The organism is Sphingosinicella terrae (genome assembly GCF_003347635.1).
Classification (GTDB): Bacteria; Pseudomonadota; Alphaproteobacteria; order Sphingomonadales; family Sphingomonadaceae; genus Allosphingosinicella; species Allosphingosinicella terrae.
This window is the reverse complement of the sequence record NZ_QDFY01000006.1, coordinates 180167-196403: the sequence shown is the minus strand read 5'-3', so window position 1 is coordinate 196403 and position 16237 is coordinate 180167. Positions and strand designations below refer to the sequence as shown.

Annotated in this window: 17 protein-coding genes and 1 pseudogene; 13 read left to right on the top strand and 5 right to left on the bottom strand. The window is 69.7% G+C overall.

All coding sequences use genetic code 11. The features are described from left to right. Nucleotides 1-103: 103 nt before the first annotated feature. The 4 genes and pseudogenes from DDE10_RS24080 to DDE10_RS14120 all read left to right on the top strand — a co-directional run. Nucleotides 104-424: pseudogene (locus DDE10_RS24080) on the top strand (oxidoreductase); the annotation flags it as partial. A 74-nt stretch (nucleotides 425-498) separates the two neighbouring features. Further along, the gene (locus DDE10_RS24075; protein ID WP_432653733.1) at nucleotides 499-822 is read left to right on the top strand and encodes an oxidoreductase; all 324 of its coding nucleotides are present in this window, start codon (nucleotides 499-501) and stop codon (nucleotides 820-822) included. Between the two features lie 127 nt (nucleotides 823-949). Next, the gene (locus DDE10_RS14125) at nucleotides 950-1519 is read left to right on the top strand and encodes a hypothetical protein (protein WP_114953421.1); all 570 of its coding nucleotides are present in this window, start codon (nucleotides 950-952) and stop codon (nucleotides 1517-1519) included. 118 nt (nucleotides 1520-1637) lie between these two features. Next, the gene (locus DDE10_RS14120) at nucleotides 1638-2804 is read left to right on the top strand and encodes a hypothetical protein (protein ID WP_114953420.1); all 1167 of its coding nucleotides are present in this window, start codon (nucleotides 1638-1640) and stop codon (nucleotides 2802-2804) included. 61 nt (nucleotides 2805-2865) lie between these two features. Here DDE10_RS14120 and DDE10_RS14115 read toward each other — a convergent pair whose 3' ends face one another. After that, a complete protein-coding gene (locus tag DDE10_RS14115; protein WP_114953419.1) occupies nucleotides 2866-3774 on the bottom strand; it encodes a hypothetical protein in 909 nt (302 codons plus the stop codon). A gap of 284 nt (nucleotides 3775-4058) precedes the next feature. Here DDE10_RS14115 and recQ point away from each other — a divergent pair, with 284 nt between their 5' ends. The 4 genes from recQ (at nucleotide 4059) to DDE10_RS14095 (ending at nucleotide 8377) form a co-directional block, all read left to right on the top strand. Further along, nucleotides 4059-5837 carry a DNA helicase RecQ gene (gene recQ, locus DDE10_RS14110; RefSeq protein ID WP_114953418.1) on the top strand — a complete coding sequence of 593 codons (1779 nt, stop codon included), beginning with the start codon at nucleotides 4059-4061 and terminating at the stop codon, nucleotides 5835-5837. A gap of 445 nt (nucleotides 5838-6282) precedes the next feature. Then, complete coding sequence (locus DDE10_RS14105) at nucleotides 6283-6762, top strand: LuxR family transcriptional regulator (protein WP_114953417.1); 480 nt, start codon at nucleotides 6283-6285, stop codon at nucleotides 6760-6762. A gap of 258 nt (nucleotides 6763-7020) precedes the next feature. Beyond that, a complete protein-coding gene (locus tag DDE10_RS14100; RefSeq protein ID WP_114953416.1) occupies nucleotides 7021-7431 on the top strand; it encodes a TIGR01244 family sulfur transferase in 411 nt (136 codons plus the stop codon). Nucleotides 7432-7600: 169 nt separating this feature from the next. Next, nucleotides 7601-8377: a DUF2272 domain-containing protein gene (locus DDE10_RS14095; RefSeq protein WP_114953415.1), complete on the top strand. Its 777-nt coding sequence runs from the start codon at nucleotides 7601-7603 to the stop codon at nucleotides 8375-8377. A 2-nt stretch (nucleotides 8378-8379) separates the two neighbouring features. On the opposite strand, the gene DDE10_RS14090 is transcribed toward DDE10_RS14095, so the two are convergent. The 4 genes from DDE10_RS14090 to DDE10_RS14075 all read right to left on the bottom strand — a co-directional run bounded on the left by DDE10_RS14090 (nucleotide 8380) and on the right by DDE10_RS14075 (nucleotide 11116). Beyond that, on the bottom strand, nucleotides 8380-8667 hold the full coding sequence (locus tag DDE10_RS14090; protein ID WP_162806618.1) for a putative signal transducing protein: 288 nt from the start codon (nucleotides 8665-8667) through the stop codon (nucleotides 8380-8382). Beyond that, complete coding sequence (locus tag DDE10_RS14085) at nucleotides 8664-9227, bottom strand: DUF924 family protein (RefSeq protein ID WP_114953413.1); 564 nt, start codon at nucleotides 9225-9227, stop codon at nucleotides 8664-8666. Before DDE10_RS14085 ends, DDE10_RS14090 begins: the two co-directional genes overlap by 4 nt. Continuing rightward, the gene (gene tldD / locus DDE10_RS14080) at nucleotides 9227-10651 is read right to left on the bottom strand and encodes a metalloprotease TldD (RefSeq protein ID WP_114953412.1); all 1425 of its coding nucleotides are present in this window, start codon (nucleotides 10649-10651) and stop codon (nucleotides 9227-9229) included. The genes DDE10_RS14085 and tldD overlap by 1 nt, the downstream gene beginning before the upstream one ends. Nucleotides 10652-10903: 252 nt before the next feature. After that, nucleotides 10904-11116, bottom strand: a complete 213-nt coding sequence (locus tag DDE10_RS14075; RefSeq protein WP_114953411.1) for a zinc-finger domain-containing protein — start codon at nucleotides 11114-11116, stop codon at nucleotides 10904-10906. Nucleotides 11117-11504: 388 nt separating this feature from the next. Between DDE10_RS14075 and DDE10_RS14070 the strand changes: the two genes are divergently transcribed. The 5 genes from DDE10_RS14070 to DDE10_RS14050 all read left to right on the top strand — a co-directional run bounded on the left by DDE10_RS14070 (nucleotide 11505) and on the right by DDE10_RS14050 (nucleotide 16233). After that, nucleotides 11505-12086 (top strand): hypothetical protein, encoded by a 582-nt coding sequence (locus DDE10_RS14070; protein WP_114953410.1) that lies wholly within the window; start codon nucleotides 11505-11507, stop codon nucleotides 12084-12086. Continuing rightward, nucleotides 12083-12397 (top strand): hypothetical protein, encoded by a 315-nt coding sequence (locus DDE10_RS14065; protein WP_114953409.1) that lies wholly within the window; start codon nucleotides 12083-12085, stop codon nucleotides 12395-12397. Before DDE10_RS14070 ends, DDE10_RS14065 begins: the two co-directional genes overlap by 4 nt. A gap of 56 nt (nucleotides 12398-12453) precedes the next feature. Then, on the top strand, nucleotides 12454-13383 hold the full coding sequence (locus tag DDE10_RS14060) for an ABC transporter ATP-binding protein (RefSeq protein ID WP_114953501.1): 930 nt from the start codon (nucleotides 12454-12456) through the stop codon (nucleotides 13381-13383). A gap of 122 nt (nucleotides 13384-13505) precedes the next feature. Continuing rightward, entirely contained in the window at nucleotides 13506-15095 is a 1590-nt protein-coding gene (gene nadB / locus DDE10_RS14055) for an L-aspartate oxidase (protein WP_114953408.1), read from the top strand. Between the two features lie 418 nt (nucleotides 15096-15513). Further along, entirely contained in the window at nucleotides 15514-16233 is a 720-nt protein-coding gene (locus DDE10_RS14050) for a response regulator transcription factor (protein WP_114953407.1), read from the top strand. The last annotated feature ends 4 nt before the right edge of the window (nucleotides 16234-16237 follow it).

Here is a 16237-nt window from a genome sequence, read left to right as displayed (position 1 = left end):
ACATCGCGCCGAGGCTAAGAGGGAGCGCCTCGCTGGAGAATCGGGATCCCCAAAGAGCAGTGTTGATTCTGTTGTCGGATTGATTTAGCGTCTCCGGACTTGTGTGAGAGCAGGGTTCGACGGCGTCGAGATTCACGGCGCGAATGGCTATCTGATCGACCAGTTCCTGCACGATGGCAGCAATCGCCGGACCGACCGCTATGGCGGCTCGATCGAGAACCGTGCCCGCCTCCTCCTCGAGGTCGTCGATGCGGTCGCTGACGTCATCGGTGCGGATCGGGTCGCGGTCCGGCTGTCGCGCTGGAGTGGCCTGCTCGGGATGAAGGACTCCGCCGGGCTCGCGCTCTTTGAACATGCGGTCACGCAGCTTGGCAGGCGTGGGCTCGCCTATCTTCACCTGATCGAGCCGCGCGCCGACTTCACCGACGACGAAAAGCCGCTCGACATGAACGCGCCCGACGTCGCGTCGCTGTTCAAGAAGGCGTTCGGCGGCCGGTCATCTCCGCCGGTGGCTTCGTTCCGGACACGGCGGCGGCCGTGGCCTCGGGCCAATCCGATGCCGTCGCTTTCGGCCGGCCGTTCATCGCCAATCCCGACTTGCCGGAGCGCATCCGGAGAGGCGCCGCGCTGAACGGGCACGATCGGGCGACCTTTTATGGCGGCGGGGCCGAGGGATATACCGACTATCCGTTCCTCCTTGCCGCCCAGGCGGCCTGCTCGACCGGGGGAGAGATGAGTCGGCCGCGCGAGGCTATCGGCGAATTCCAGGAACACAGGAATTCCAGGGACACAGGACACAATTCGGCACGCATCGCGCGATGAAGGTTGCGAGGGCAAGCCGGCAGGTATGAGCGCCGGTCACACTCCGGCTGATCGCATTGCGGCCGCAGGCCCGCATCCTACTGGCATTGAAATTGCGCCCGCCGGGCATCGCCGCCAACATACCCCTATGGACCGCTCGGAAAACGCTCTCGAACGTCGCCGCAAGGCGCGCGGCTGTGCCTTCCTGCTGCTCGTCTTCGTCGTCACGCCTCTGTTCCTGCTTAAGATGTGCCAATGGGCGGATGCGCATCCCACCGATCAGGAAATGGTCGAGGAATTCCGCCGGAACCGTGACGCCTTCGCAGAGCTGCTGGCAATGGTGCGTGAGGAGCCCCATGTCACCCGGGTGGCGCGGGATTTCATCCGGGTCGGCGACAGGCAGGACGTCCCCTACGAGGAGCGCTCGCGCTACCTGCCTGACGAGCGGTACGCCCATTACCTCACGCTCTTCGACCGGCTGAGGCTCGAAGCCGGCGTCCAGCGCAATCGGGACGGCAGCGTCGGATTCCTGCGTAGCACCAGCGGACTTGTGACGAGCGGCTCAAGCAAGGAATTCGTCTGGGCCGAGGCGATCGGCCTGCCCGTCCTCGCTCCAGACGATGGCCGCAGTCTCGAGGAGGCCTGCAGTCCCAGGAGCGGCTGCCAGGCGGCGCGCCGAATAGCCCCCCAATGGTACATCGCCTTCGAGAGCCACTGATCGGCACCGTCTCTTCACAGACTGGATTGCCTCCCAGTCCGTGGCCGGCGGTCAGCAGTGGCTACAACAAAGTCACATAAGTCTTGTAATCAGCGGCAGGGTATGCCATGCGCTTCACATGGAACATCTCCAGAACAATCCGCCCGCGGCCGCGACCGATGAGCCGGCCGTCCTCTCCACCTCCGCCGACGAGGCCTCCGCCCCTATCGCCGCCCCAACCCGCCCCCGAGCCCGCATCTCCAACCACCTCGCTCCCGACCTCCTCGATCCCGCTCTCCACGCCGGCACCGACGCCCGCCCCGGCTGGTCCACCCGAGCCGACGGCTGGACGCCCGATCGCATCCGCACCTTTCTCACCGCCCTCGCCGATTGCGGCGTGGTCGAGGACGCGGCGCGCGCCGCCGGGATGAGCAAGCAGAGCGCCTATCGCCTGCGCAATCGCGCCGCCGGCCGGGCCTTCCACGTCGCCTGGACCGCGGCCGAATTGCTCGGCCGCCGCCGCCTCGCCTCCGAGCTCGTCTCGCGCGCGATGCACGGCTGCGTCGAGGTGATCGTGCGCGACGGCGAGGTCTGGGGCGAGCGCCACCGCTTCGACAACCGACTCACCATGGCGGTGCTCGCCCGCCTCGACAAAAGCCTCCTCGCCCATGACGAGGAGAACCGCACCGCCCGGCTCGTCGCTGAGGAGTTCGACCAGTATCTCGACCTCGTCTGCGCCGGCGACGGCGAAGGCGCCGCCGACTTCGTCGAGGCCCGCGTCGAGGCCGACCGCTGGACCGCCTCGCGCGAGGCCCGCACCCTGGAGCGCTGCGACAATTACGGCCGCTACGGCGTCGGCCTGCCCGAGGAGATCGACGTCTCGGACATCGATCCCGAGGATCCCGAGAGCTGGACCGAAGAGCAGCTCGACCGCGCCCGCCGCGCCGGGCTGGTCGAGGAAGAGGCGGACGAGGAGGACGACGAGGGCGAGGCGGATGCGCTCGGCTTCGAGGCGTTCGACCCCGAAGACCTGCTCGAGGAAGACGATGACGACGCTCTCGACGAAGGCGACGACGATCCCGAAGCCGAGGATGAGGACGATCCGATCGCCGAAGCCGCGGCCTCGGCGCTCTGGGACGTCGCCGCCGCTTTGGCCGTTCGGGGAAGCGAGGGCAGGGAAGGGGAGCCGGCCGACCCGCCCGGATCGGCGCTCGCCGAGCTCGCGTCGTACGACACTGAGCACACCGACGCGCACGACCTCGAACCGGCCACCGCTTACCCGCCCACGGCGGTCGCGGCGGAGTGAATGGCACCCGTAACCTTCGTCACTTTTATCGCCCGGGCGAGGCTGAGCAGACGGGCCCTCGTCAGGCGCAGGTCAGGCGGATCGCTCGGCCGGGCTTGTCGAAGGTGATCGAGGAGCAGCGCCCGAGCGCGTCGGCGCCGATCGACAGCCGGTCGCGGCTCGTGTCGCGGCCGCGGCGGCCGGTGACGATTATCTCGTCCGGATCGGCATCCTCCTCGCGGATCGATCCGGCATTGCCGAAATCGGCGGTGCGCACGCCCAGGCTGGTCAGCGCGAGCGGCCCGACGGCGAACGGACGGGCGAGCCGGAGCGTCCGTACCGGCCGCTCGATCCCGAAGGCGATCTCGACCGGCTCGGCGGCGCCGCTCATCGTCCCGTCCTGCGCCTCGGCGATCCGGACGCCGGCGCCAGCGGTGGCGAGCGTGCGCGGATGATGCGGATCGAAGCGGATCCGGAGCGGCTCGCCGCCCAGCTCGACCAGGGCGTAGATCCCGCCCCAGCCGCCGAACAGCCCGCCTTCGTCCGCCATCGGCAGCGACACGGTGCGCTCGCCCGGCAGCGGATCTCGCAGCACGAAGCTGATCACCGGCTGCGGCAGGCCGCCCGGCCCGATGACTCCGTCCGCCGCCCGGGTGAAGGGCCGAGCGCCGAACCCGACCCGCCGCCGTCGCGCCTGCGCGCCTTCGCCGACGGCGATGCGGGCGACGGCGGAGCTGCCGTCGATCCGATGCGGCCCGACCAGATAGCCGAAGCCGACCATGCCCCGCCGCAACCCGGCCCGGCCCGCCCATTCCTGGTCGAGCACCGCCATGGAAGGCGCCGCGGGATCGATGCGGATCCGTCCCGGCGCGTCATTGACCGTTGCGGCGACGATGCCGTCGCCGGAGACGACCAGAGTCTCGGGCCCCTCGGCCGCCCCGGTCAGGGCGATCGCCGCAAATACCGATATTGCCGCCCGCGCCGAACGCATCCGCCTCTCCCTCCCCGCATTTCCGCGATCGAGGTGACGGCCATTTGGGGCGGCAATATGTCTCCCCCTTCCCGGATCCGCGGCGCGAATGGCACCCGTCACCTTCGTCACCTTTATCCCCCGCCTCCGCCCGTCGCTTCGCCCTCGACACCCGCTTGGGCCCGCCCCTAGAGCGATTTCTAGTCGGATGGACTCATCCGACGACTCGGAAATCGCGGCAGATCAAAATCCTGGACCGGATGATCTGATGCAATCAGATCACAATCCGGTCTAGGGTCGCGCCGGTGAACGATCCCCTCGACATTCTCCATACGACCTTCGGCTTCCAGGATTTCCGCGGCGTCCAGCGCCAGGTCATCGATCGGGTCATGGCCGGCGCGCACAGCCTCGCCGTCATGCCGACCGGCGCCGGCAAGTCGCTCTGCTACCAGGTGCCGGCGCTGGCGCGGCCGGGCACCGCGCTCGTCGTCTCGCCGCTCATCGCCCTGATGCACGACCAGATCCGCGCCGCCGACGCGTTCGGGATCAAGGCGGCCGCGCTCACCTCGGCCGATTCGAACCGCGCCGAGACGATCGATCGGCTGAAAGCGGGCGATCTCGATCTCCTCTACGTCGCGCCCGAGCGCGCCACCGGCGACGGCTTCCGCAATCTGCTCTCGCGCGTGCCCTTGTCGCTGATCGCGATCGACGAAGCGCATTGCGTCTCCGAATGGGGTCACGATTTCCGCCCCGATTACCGCCAGCTACTGCCGCTGCTGCAGCTCTTCCCGGACGTGCCGCGGCTCGCCCTCACCGCCACCGCCGATAAGCGCACCCGCGCCGACATCCTCGTCCAGCTCGGCATCCCCGGCGACGGCCTCATCGTCGCCGGCTTCGATCGGCCCAATATCCGCTACCATGTCCGCCCCCGCGACGGCGTCGGTGCGCAGCTGAAGACGCTGATGGCGGGCCGCCCCGGCCCCGGCATCGTCTACGTGCCCAGCCGCGACAAGGCCGAGCGGCTCGCCGAGCAGCTCTCCGCCGGCGGCCGCCCGGTATTGCCCTACCATGCCGGTCTCGATCCCCAGGTGCGCGCCCGCAACCAGGCCGCCTTCGTCAATTCCGAGGAGATGGTGATGTGCGCCACCATCGCCTTCGGCATGGGCATCGACAAGCCGGACGTGCGCTTCGTCGCCCATGCCGGCATCCCCAAGTCGATCGAGGCTTATTACCAGGAAACCGGCCGCGCCGGCCGCGACGGCGAGCCGGCCGAGGCCTGGCTGTTCTGGGGCGCCGACGATTTCGCCCGCGCCCGCCGCCGCATCGCCACCGAGGTGCCGGAGGACCGCCAGGGGGGCGAGCGCGAGCGGCTGAACGCGCTCGCCAGCCTGGTCGAGGCGGCCGGCTGCCGGCGCGCGATCCTGCTCCGCCATTTCGGCGAGGATCCGCCGGAAAGCTGCGGCAATTGCGACAATTGCCTGGAACCGCCGCGCGCGATCGACGCCAGCACCGTCGCCCAGAAGCTGCTCTCCGCCGCCTTCCGCACCGAGATGCGCTTTGGCCTCGGGCACCTCACCGACGTCCTCGCCGGCCGCGAGACCGACAAGGTGCTCGGCTCCGGCCACCACCGCCTCAGCGTCTTCGGCATCGCCGACGCCGACGAGCTCTTTATGGTCAAGCCGGTCGCGCGCGCTTTGCTCGCCCGCGACGCGCTCCGCGCCGACGATTTCGGCGGCCTCTCCTTCGGCCCGGGCGCCAAGCCGATCCTGAAGGGCGAGGCCAAGCTCGAAGTGGTGCTGCCGCCGCCCCGCACCCGCAAGCGCCGGCGCTCCGGCGCCGACGAGGAGCACGGCCACGATCCCCTGTTCGAGGCGCTGCGCGCCCGCCGGCGCGAGCTCGCCGCCGAGGCCGGCGTCCCGCCCTACGTCATCTTCCACGATTCCACCCTGCGCGAGATGGCCGCCGCCCGCCCCAATAGCCTCCACGCCCTCGGCGCCATCGGCGGCGTCGGCGCCGCCAAGCTCGAACGCTATGGCGAGGCGTTCCTCGAAGCGATCGCCGAGCATCTGGAGACGCAGGGGTGAACCTTTTCCGTCGCCCCTGCGAAAGCAGGGGCCCAAGCCGAGTCATCGAAGGGCGGGGCGTCCCCCACTCACGTCGCCCCTGCGGAGCCTGTCCTGAGCGACGCCGCAGGCGGCGTCGAAGGGGCAGGGGCCCAAGCCGAGTTTGTTCGGGCGGGCATCTCCCCTCTCGTCGCCCCTGCGCAGGCAGGGGCCCAACCCGAGCCAGTGAAGCCCGCCGGCGTCAATCCGACCCCACGTCGCCCCTGCGGAGCCTGTCCTGAGCGACGCCGCAGGCGGCGTCGAAGGGGCAGGGGCCCAAGCCGAGTCAGTGAGGCCCGCGGTCGCCGATCAATCGGGGACCCAGATTGGGCCCCTGCCTGCGCAGGGGCGACGATTGGGCTGAGCTTGATATAACATCACCAATCGAATATCCTCCTCCCGCCAGCGCCAAACAGGGAGGAATGCCATGAAGTCCCCCGTCCGCCTGCTCATCCTCGCCTCCAGCCTCCTCGCCGCCGCCCCGGCCGCGGCGCAGACCCCGGCCGCCTCGCCCCTGCTCGGCCGCTGGGCGGTCGACGTCGCCCGGCTGCCGGCCGACGATCGGCCGCGAAGCGTCACCTTCACGATCAGCGATGCGGGCGCCGGCCGCTGGACGACCCGGATCGACATCGTCGCCGCCAACGGCGGAAGGCTGACCACCGAGGCGACCTACAGCCTCGACGGCACTCCCGCCGCCGTCACCGGCTATCCCGGCGCCGATACCGTCTCGGTCACCACCCCCTCGCCCGACGTCCTCGTCATGGCCCTCGCCAATCGCGGAACCCCGTCCTCGACCCGCGTCTTCACCGTCGACGCGGGCGGCGACAGCCAGACCGAGACGGTGGTCTACTTCCGCCCCGACGGCACCCCCGCCCAGCGCACCAACCACTTCAACCGGATCGAGTAGGAGAGCAGGCCACCGCTTATTCCTCCCCGCGGTTCCGCGGGGAGGGGGACCGCCCGCAGGGCGGTGGAGGGGGGCCTTCAGCCGCGAAGTGCGGGGGGCATCAACAGGAACAAGAAGAGCCCCACCACCAGGCTTCGCCTGGTCCCCCTCCCCGCGAAAGCGCGGGGAGGATCAGGGACTCCGCCACCCTCAGGGTCTCGCCCCCGCCGCCGCGCTTCGCTATGCCGGCCCCACACGTCACCGCCCGGAGCGTCCGTCATGAAGCTGATTCCCCTCGGTCCCGCCATGTTCGTCGCCGGCCAGGTCGATCCGGCCGACATGCCCGAGCTGGCCGCGCAGGGGATCACTTTGGTCATCAACAACCGCCCCGACGGCGAGGAGCCGGGCCAGCCGAGCTCGGCCGCGGTCGAGGAGGCGGCCCGCTCGGCCGGGCTCGACTATCGCCACATCCCGGTCGCCGGCAGCGCCGCCCACGATCAGGTCGAGGCGATGAGCGAGGCGCTGGGCGAGGCGGAGGGCAAGGTCCTCGCTTTCTGCCGCTCCGGCACCCGCTCCGCCTATCTGTGGGCGATGGCCCGCGCCAGCCAGGGCGAAGCGATCGAATCGATCGAGGCGAGGGCCTCGGCGGCCGGCTACGATCTCAGCCGGATGCTGCCCGCGCGGCACTGAGCTTCCGCCGCGGCGAAGGAATCGCCGCCATTTCCAAATAATCCGAAAGCATTGGCGCAGGACGAGCCGGAATATTGCCGGTGGCGATCGCCGCTGCTCGTCTTTCGCTTGGGCAGAACAACCGGCGGATGTATTATGAAGATCGACTCGCAGGGTCCCGGGGGTTCCTATGCATTTTGTCGATGTCGAGGCGCTCAACTTCCGCAACGCGCCGCGGGCGACGCCCGAAACGAAGTTCGGCACGCTCTTCCTCTGCCATCCGGTCGAGATAGTGGAGGCGGATAGCGGCGACGGCTTCTGCCGGGTCAGGACCCGGTTCGACGGCGCCCAGACCGAGGGCTTCGTCTCGCGCGCCCTGCTGCGCGAGTCTGCCGGCGAGCGGCGCGAGGCGCTGATCGCACAGGCGATCCTGCAATGGCACCGGTTCGAGCGCGGGCTCGGCAAGGAGACGGTCGATCCCTTCTTCCGCCATGTCGGCGAGATGTGGCGGGCGATCGGCATCGACCTCGACGGCAAGGACAATGACCAGCCCTGGTCTGCGGCGGCGATCTCCTTCATGGTCCGCCACGCCGGCAAGGGCTATGAGGATTTCCGCTTCGCCGCCGCCCACGCCCGCTACATCCACCATTCGATCAAGAAGCGCGAGGCGGACGCGGCCTCGCCCTTCTGGGGCTTCCGGCTGCACGAGCATCGCCCGCGCCTCGGCGACATGGTCTGCAGGTGGCGGGAGCGGCCGATCGACTTCGAGACCGCGCGGCGGCGCGACGACTATAAGAGCCATTGCGATATCGTCATCAAGGTCGACAGCGCGAAGAACGTCGTCCTCGCGCTCGGCGGCAATGTCAGGAATTCGGTCTCGATCACCCGCTATGCGCTCGGACCGGGCGACTTCCTCGCCGACCAAGGCGGGGTCTTCGCCGTCCTCGCCAACCGCGCCGACGCCTGAGCTCAGCCGGCCGCGTCGAGCACCCGCTGCGCCTGGGCGAGGTCGCCCTCGTCGACCATCAGCCGGCAGGGCAGGATGCCGCCAACCCAGCTCATCTCGGCATCGAACAGGAAGGCGTCGACCCCCGCCGCCTCGAGCGCCGACTGCAGCACCGACGCCTCGATCCGATTGTCGCACTTCCTCAGCTCGACCAGCGCCATCTCCGCCCTTTCAGCCTCGACCGGTCCCAGTCCCCAGTCCCCAGTCCCCAGTCCCCAGTCCCCAGTCCCCAGTCCCCAGTCCCCAGTCACCAGGGCACCACATCCCCCGCCGCGGTCTCCATCGCCGTCGGCTTCCTCCCCAGCATCGCATTGCGGTGCGGGAAGCGGCCGAAGCGCTCGATCACGTCATGGTGGAGCCGGGCGTAGCGCAGCGGCTCGGCATCGCCCAAGGCGGTAAACAGGAGCAGCGAGCGGACCTGGTCCTTGAGGTCCTCGCTATGCTGGAAGGGCATGTAGAGGAAGCCGCGCCGTTCCTGGGCCATGCCGTCGTCATAGCCCTTGTCGACCGCACCCTTGGCGACGGCGAGGGCGAGATGATCGGTGGAGAACTGGTCGGCATGGCCGCGCATCATGTTGCGCGGGAACTGGTCGAACAGGATCACCGCGGCGAGCGCCTCGTCGGGCGAGCCGAGAAAGTCCGCCGCCTGGCGGCGGCTCTGCGCCTCCCACAAAGCGAGGAAGCGCTCCTTTATCTCGGCGTCGAAGGCGGGGTCCGCCTTCCACCATCTCTCCTCGTCCTGCGCGAACCAGAAGTCGAGCACCTCGCCGACCCAGGGCTCGGCGGCGGCGCCCGTCGCCGACGCCGCCATCAGGCCGCCGTCCCGCCGACGGTGAGGCCCTCGATCAGGAGGGTCGGCTGGCCGACGCCGGCGGGGACCGACTGGCCGCCCTTGCCGCAGATGCCGATGCCCTCGTCCAGGGCCATGTCGTCGCCGATCGCCGCCACCTTGGTGAGCACGGTCGGCCCGTCGCCGATCAGGGTCGCGCCCTTGATCGGCGCGCCGAGCTTGCCGTTCTCGATCCGGTAGGCCTCGGTGCAGGAGAAGACGAACTTGCCCGAGGTGATGTCGACCTGGCCGCCGCCGAAGCTCTTGGCGTAGATGCCGTTCTTCGCCCGCGCGAGGATCTCGCCGGGATCGTCCCTGCCGCCGAGCATGAAGGTGTTGGTCATCCGCGGCATCGGCGCGTGCTGGAAGCTCTCGCGCCGGCCGTTGCCGGTCGGCTCGACCCCCATCAGCCGGGCGTTCATCCGGTCCTGGATATAGCCCTTGAGGATGCCGTCCTCGATCAGCACGTTGCGCTGGGTCGGCGTGCCCTCGTCGTCGATGGTGAGCGATCCGCGGCGGCGGTCGATCGATCCGTCGTCGATGACGGTGACGCCGGGAGCCGCCACCCGCTCGCCGATCCGCCCGGAAAAGGCCGAGGTTCCCTTGCGGTTGAAGTCGCCCTCGAGGCCGTGGCCGACCGCCTCGTGCAAGAGGACGCCGGGCCAACCCGGCCCGAGCACCACCGTCATCTCGCCGGCCGGCGCGGCGACCGATTCGAGATTGACCAGCGCCTGGGCCAAGGCGACGTCGATCGCCTGGTTCCAGGTCCCCGGCTCGAACAGGTCGTCATAGAGGTAGCGGCCGCCGAGGCCGTGGAAGCCGGTCTCGCGCCGGCCGTTCTGCTCGACGACGATCTGGACGTTGAGGCGCACCAGCGGCCGCACGTCATGGGCGACGAAGCCGTCCGGGCGGACGATGTCGACGACGCTCCAGCTGCCCGACAGGCCGACCGTCACCTGCGCGACCCGCGGATCGCGGGCGCGGGCGGCGGCGTCGATCTGCTGGCACAGCGCCACCTTCTTCGCGAAGGGGACGAGGCCCAATGGATCGTCCTCGATATAGAGCCGGGCATTGGTCCGCCGCGGCGGCGCGGCCCGCGCGCCCTTGGCCGGGTCGAGCACCGCCATCGTCTCGGCGGCGCGGCGGATCGCCGCCTCGCTGATCTCGTTCGCCTGGGCGAAGGCGGTGGTCTCGCCCGACACGCCGCGCAGGCCGAAGCCTGCCTGGGTGTTGAAGTCGGCGGTCTTCAGCCGGCCGTCGTCGAAGCCGAAGCTCTCCGAGGCGATATATTGAAGGTAGAGCTCGCCGTCGTCGCAGCGGGCGAGCGCCTCGGCGGTGAGGCGGAGGGCGGCGTCGGGGTCGAGGCCGTCGGGGCGATAGAGGAAGCGGCGCGGATCTGGGGTCATGCCCCCGATATAGGGACCGCCGCCGCGATGTCGAATGGGGCGATAGCGCTTGGGCCGCCGTTCGGCACCTGTTCGTCCCGAGCGAAGTCGAGGGGCGCCCGCTCCGCCGCGGTGCCAGCGCATGTCCCCGCGAAAAAGCATGTGAAGGAAACCGTGTCCGTCCTTCTTGCGCCGGGCAGACCCTCCATCTCGACGGAGAGGGTGAGCAGGCGATCTTGAGGCGGCTCGCCGGAATGGCGTGGCAGGCGGCGATTACCCTTGTGCGCCGCCGCGATCGTCGGCCGGGCCGCCGCTCAGGATGAAGCGCTTGTCGCAATAGCCGCAATCGGCATAGCCGCGCTCGTCGATCTGGATGAAGACGCGCGGATGGCCGAGCGCGGGCGAGATCTCGGTCGCACCGTCGCAGGCGACGCGCGCAATGTCGGTATAGGCGATCTCGGGCGTGAAGGGATCGGTAGTGGCCATGGCCCGGCTCTAGCAATGCGGCCAAGCCCGGACAATCGGCTTTGGCGAAGGGAGTTTCTCCCCTCCCTTCGAACTTGTCCCCCTCCCCTTGATGGGGAGGGGTTAGGGGCGGGGTGGCCTCCACGACCCACGCTGTGCCCGTGTAACCTCCACCCCACCATCGGCTGGCGGTCCGTCCCCCGGACGGACCGTTGGATCCAGCCGATCCTCCCCATCAAGGGGAGGGCTTGATTGGGGCGCCTTTGACAGCCCAAATCCCGCCCTCGTCGCACCTTCGCAACGTTCCGGCCGCATATCGACCCGGTGGGGATTTCTCCCGTTCGCGCTTGGGATTAACCATCTCCGCGGCCGCCGGAGTGTTGGCGGCCGGTGTGCGGGAGCGAGTGGGATGGCGAGTGAAGCCGTGGCGGCGGCCGCAGGGGCGAGGTCGGTCGGCAGCGATGAGCTGGCGCAGGGCCTGCTGCTGATGCGGGCGAGCGCGATCAAGGTGGTGAGGCTGCAGCTGGCGATGGAGCGCCGGGATCGCCGCGCCGCGATCGAGGCGGTGGACGAGCTGATGGGGCTCGACCGGCGGCTCGGCGAGTTCCTCGACGATCTGCCGGTCGCGGACGGCCCCCTGTCGGCGGCGCGGGCGGAGGTGGAAGCGCAGGGCCGCGCCCTCGCCCGCGAGAAGCTGACCCTGGTCGCCGGCGTCCACGGCCCGCGTCTCGCGCCCCGTCCGGAATGGGTGGAACTGGCGCGGCCGGCGGCGGATCCGGCGGCGCAGGAGCGACCGCCCGCCCCGCTCGAGCTCGAGCCGACCCAGATCCTGCTCGACGATCCGGAGCCCCGCGCGTCGGGCTCCCGCCTGATCGCCGCCGGCCTGGTGCTCGTCCTGCTCCTGCTCGGCGGCCTGGCCTTCTATCTCTTGTCCGGCGCCGCGGCGGGCTGGCCCCCGCTCGACGCCGTCATCGACGGAGTGGTGCGATGAACGTGTCAGACGGGTTGCTGCGGGCGCAGGCGTTCGAAGCCTATGAGAATATCCCCTCGCTCGACACCCATGGCGAGCTGGCGCGGCTGATCCTCGCCGAGGTGTCGCTGCTCACCGAGAAATACCGGCACGTTCGCCGCCACGACGTCCCGCACATCCGCGAGCTGTCCGGGCTGCTCGACGTGCTCTGGCAGGAGGTCGAGATGGAGTTCGCGGCGGCCCATCCGGACGAGGACGATTCGATCGAGAGCCTGCCTCTGTTCCGCTGGGCGAGCCTGGCGCCGGCGCGGGGGATACGCTCCGCCGCCTGACCGCCGGCGTCGCCCGGCGCTTCCCGGCGGCGGCCAAGGCCGCTATGCCTCCGGCCATGTCCGAAGCCGCCATCTCGATCCAGGATCTCCAGAAGACCTATAAGGGGGGCAAGCGTGCGCTCGACGGCGTCAGCATCGACGTGCCGCGCGGCCAGATCTTCGGCCTGCTCGGCCCCAACGGCGCCGGCAAGTCGACTCTGATCAACATCCTCGCCGGCCTCGTCACCAAGACCGGCGGCAGCGCCCGGATCTGGGGCTTCGACGTTGACGAGCAACCGCGCAACGCCAAGAGGGCGATCGGGGTCGTTCCCCAGGAGATATTGTTCGATCCCTTCTTCACGCCGAAGGAGGCGCTGGAGATCCAGGCGGGGCTCTACGGGGTGCCGCGCGAGGACCGGCGAACGATGGAGCTGCTGCGCGCCGTCCATCTCGAGGACAAGGCGAACGCTTATGCCCGCACCCTGTCGGGCGGCATGAAGCGGCGCCTGCTCGTCGCCAAGGCGATGGTCCATTCGCCGCCGATCCTGGTGCTCGACGAGCCGACCGCCGGCGTGGACGTCGAGCTTCGCCAGCAGCTCTGGGACTATGTCCGCAGCCTCCACGCGCAGGGCGTCACCATCGTGCTGACCACCCATTATCTCGAGGAAGCGGAGCAATTGTGCGACCGGATCGCGATCATCAACCATGGCCGCCTCATCGCCAACGAGGCGACCCGCGACCTGGTCGGCATGGCGCAGGAGAAGGTGGTCGAGGTGATCGTCGACCGCGACGTCACCGCGCCGCTGGACGCGCCCTGCTTCGACAAGGTCGAGCTGTCGGGCGAGCGCACGCTGGCGATCACCTACCGCAAGGACCGGGTCAATGCCGGCGACGTCCTCGCCGCGCTCCAGCGCGAAGGGCTCGGCATCGTCGACGTCTCGACCCGCGAGGCCGATCTCGAGGACGTCTTCCTCAACCTCACCCGCTCGACCGGAACCAATGGCTGAACCGCCGCAGCCGCCCCTCCCCTTGAGGGGAGGGGATCAAGGGGAGGGGGCGCGCGTCCGCGCGCCTGGAAGACTCGTCACCGGCTCACGACTCCCCTCGCTGCCGAAAGCCCGGGCCTGAAATGCCGCACCACGCCTTCGACGTCATCGTCATCGGCTCGGGCGCCGCCGGGCTGACCGCGGCGATCAACCTCGCCCAGCGCTTCCGGGTCGGCGTGCTCGCCAAGGCCGGCCTTTCCGACGGCTCGACCGCCTGGGCGCAGGGCGGGATCGCGGCGGTGCTCGAGCCCGGCGACACGTTCGAGAGCCATGTCGAGGATACGATGATCGCCGGCGCCGGCCTCAACAACCGCGCCACGGTCGAGTTCGTCGTCGAGAATGCCCCGGCGGCGATCGAGCGGCTGGCCGAGCTCGGCGTCCCGTTCAACGTCGCCCCCGACGCCAATGGCTGGCATCTGACCCGGGAGGGCGGCCACAGCCATCGCCGCATCGTCCATGTCGACGACGCCACCGGCCGGGCCGTGCAGCAGGCGCTCGAGCGCGCCGCGGCGGCCAATCCGAACATCACCTTGCTTCCGGACCGAGTCGCGATCGACCTCGTCACCAGCCGCCACGGCGAGCGCTATTCCGGCGACGGCCATGTCTGGGGCGTCTACGCGCTCGACCGGGCGTCGGGCATCGTCGAGACCTTCACCGCCCGGGCGACGATCCTCGCCACCGGCGGCGCCGGCCGCGTCTACCTCTTCTCGACGGCGCCGCGCGGCGCGACCGGGGACGGCATCGCGATGGCGTGGCGGGCGGGCTGCCGCGTCTCCAACATGGAGTTCATGCAGTTCCACCCGACCTGCCTCTACAATCTCGAGGTCAAGAACTTCCTGATCACCGAGGCGGTGCGGGGCGAGGGCGGACGGCTGCTGATCCCGGAGACCGGCCACCGCTTCATGCCGGACTTCGATCCCCGCGCCGAGCTGGCGCCGCGCGACGTCGTCGCCCGCGCCATAGACCACGAGATCAAGCGGCTCGGCCTCGACTTCGTCCATCTCGACATCAGCCACGCCCCGCCCGATTTCGTGCGGGGCCATTTCCCCAACATCCACGCCCGGCTGCAGGAACTGGGCATCGACATCACCCGCCAGCCGATCCCGGTGGTGCCGGCGCAGCATTATACCTGTGGCGGCGTGGTCGTGGATCTGGACGGCCGCACCGACCTGCCCGGCCTCTATGCGGTCGGCGAGGTCAGCCAGTCCGGCCTGCACGGCGCCAATCGCCTCGCCTCCAACTCGCTGCTCGAATGCTTCGTCTTCGGCGAGGCGGCGGCCCGGCATATCGCGGACCAGTGGGACGATCTGGCGCCGCCGCCGCCGATCCGGCCGTGGGACGAGAGCCGGGTCACCGACTCCGACGAGGAGGTGGTGATCAAGCAGAACTGGACCGAGATACGCCGCTTCATGTGGAACTATGTCGGCATCGTGCGCACCACCAAGCGGCTCGAGCGCGCCCAGCACCGGATCCGGATGCTGGCCGAGGAGGTCGGCGACTATTACGGCCATTTCCGGGTGACGCCGGACCTGGTCGAGCTCAGGAACCTCCTCCAGACCGCCGGGCTCATCGTCCGCTCCGCCCTCCACCGCAAGGAGAGCCGCGGCCTCCATTACACGCTCGATTTTCCCGAGACGCTGGCCGAAGCGGGCGACACGGTGCTGGCGCCCTGATCCCTCGAAAAGGCCCTTCGGCGGGCATCGCGAGGTACGCGGCGACGAAGCGCGCCTGTCGGGAAGGCCCGGCGCCGCGCCAATTTACAATCTTTTACAATTTCCGGGGAATATCGCGGGGGAATACGGTAATTACCGAATGTTGCGCTACCGAACTTTAACGATGAATATCCCAGGACGGGTGGTGATCGTCCGGCGCGGCGCCTGGGGCTGCAACGCAGTCAGTCCGCCGCACCGGTGATCGGCCGTGAGGCATTCGCGATGCGGGCTGGCAAGCCCGGCTCGTGGCCGCGGTTCGCCAGGGGGTGCGTATGGGGGTGCGGTTTGCGTTTGGCCTCATGGAACGCCCCTCTTGCGGGGTGCGTGGGCCGGGATCCGCCGTGCCAGGCGCCGAGCGGGGACGGGTGGGCCGACGCCGATGCGCGTGATCGTCGTCGATGAGGATCCGATCGCTCGCGAGCCCCTCGTCCGGTCGCTCCGGCAAGACGGCTTCGTCACCGACGCGGCCGAATGCGCGCTCGAATTCTACCGCGGGATGGCGATGGACGGCTACGACATCGCCATCATCGACATCGGCTTGCCCGACGAGAACGGGCTCCAGGTCGCCTCCTGGTTGCGCAGCCGCGGCGATGCGGGAATCATCCTGCTCGGCAAGGAGGAGAGCGCGCGCGACCGGATCGACGGGTTCCGCAGCGGCGCCGATCTCTATTTCGCAAAGCCGGTCGACGGCGATGAGCTCGCCGAGGCGACGCGCAGCCTCGCGCGGCGCCTCGTCCGCGGGGAACCGCCGCTGCACCCCTCGCCCGCACCGACGCCCGTCGCCTGGTATTTCGATGCGGCCCAATGGCGCCTCCAGTCACCCGACGGGAAATCGGTGAAGCTCACCGCCACGGAGCAGGCCTTCTTCCAGCGGCTGGTCCTGCAGCCCGGGCGTGCCGCTCCCCGTCACGATCTTCGCGCCGAGCTCGGCTATCGCGAGGGCAAGGCCGCCGACCAGAGCCTCGACGCGCTGGTCCGTCGTCTGCGGCGGAAGATCGAGAGGGACACCGGCGATTCCGCACCGATCCAGACGGTGCATGGCCAAGGCTATCTCTTCTCGGCTCCGCTGCGCCGGGAACGCCGACGCCCGCCGAATTGACGCC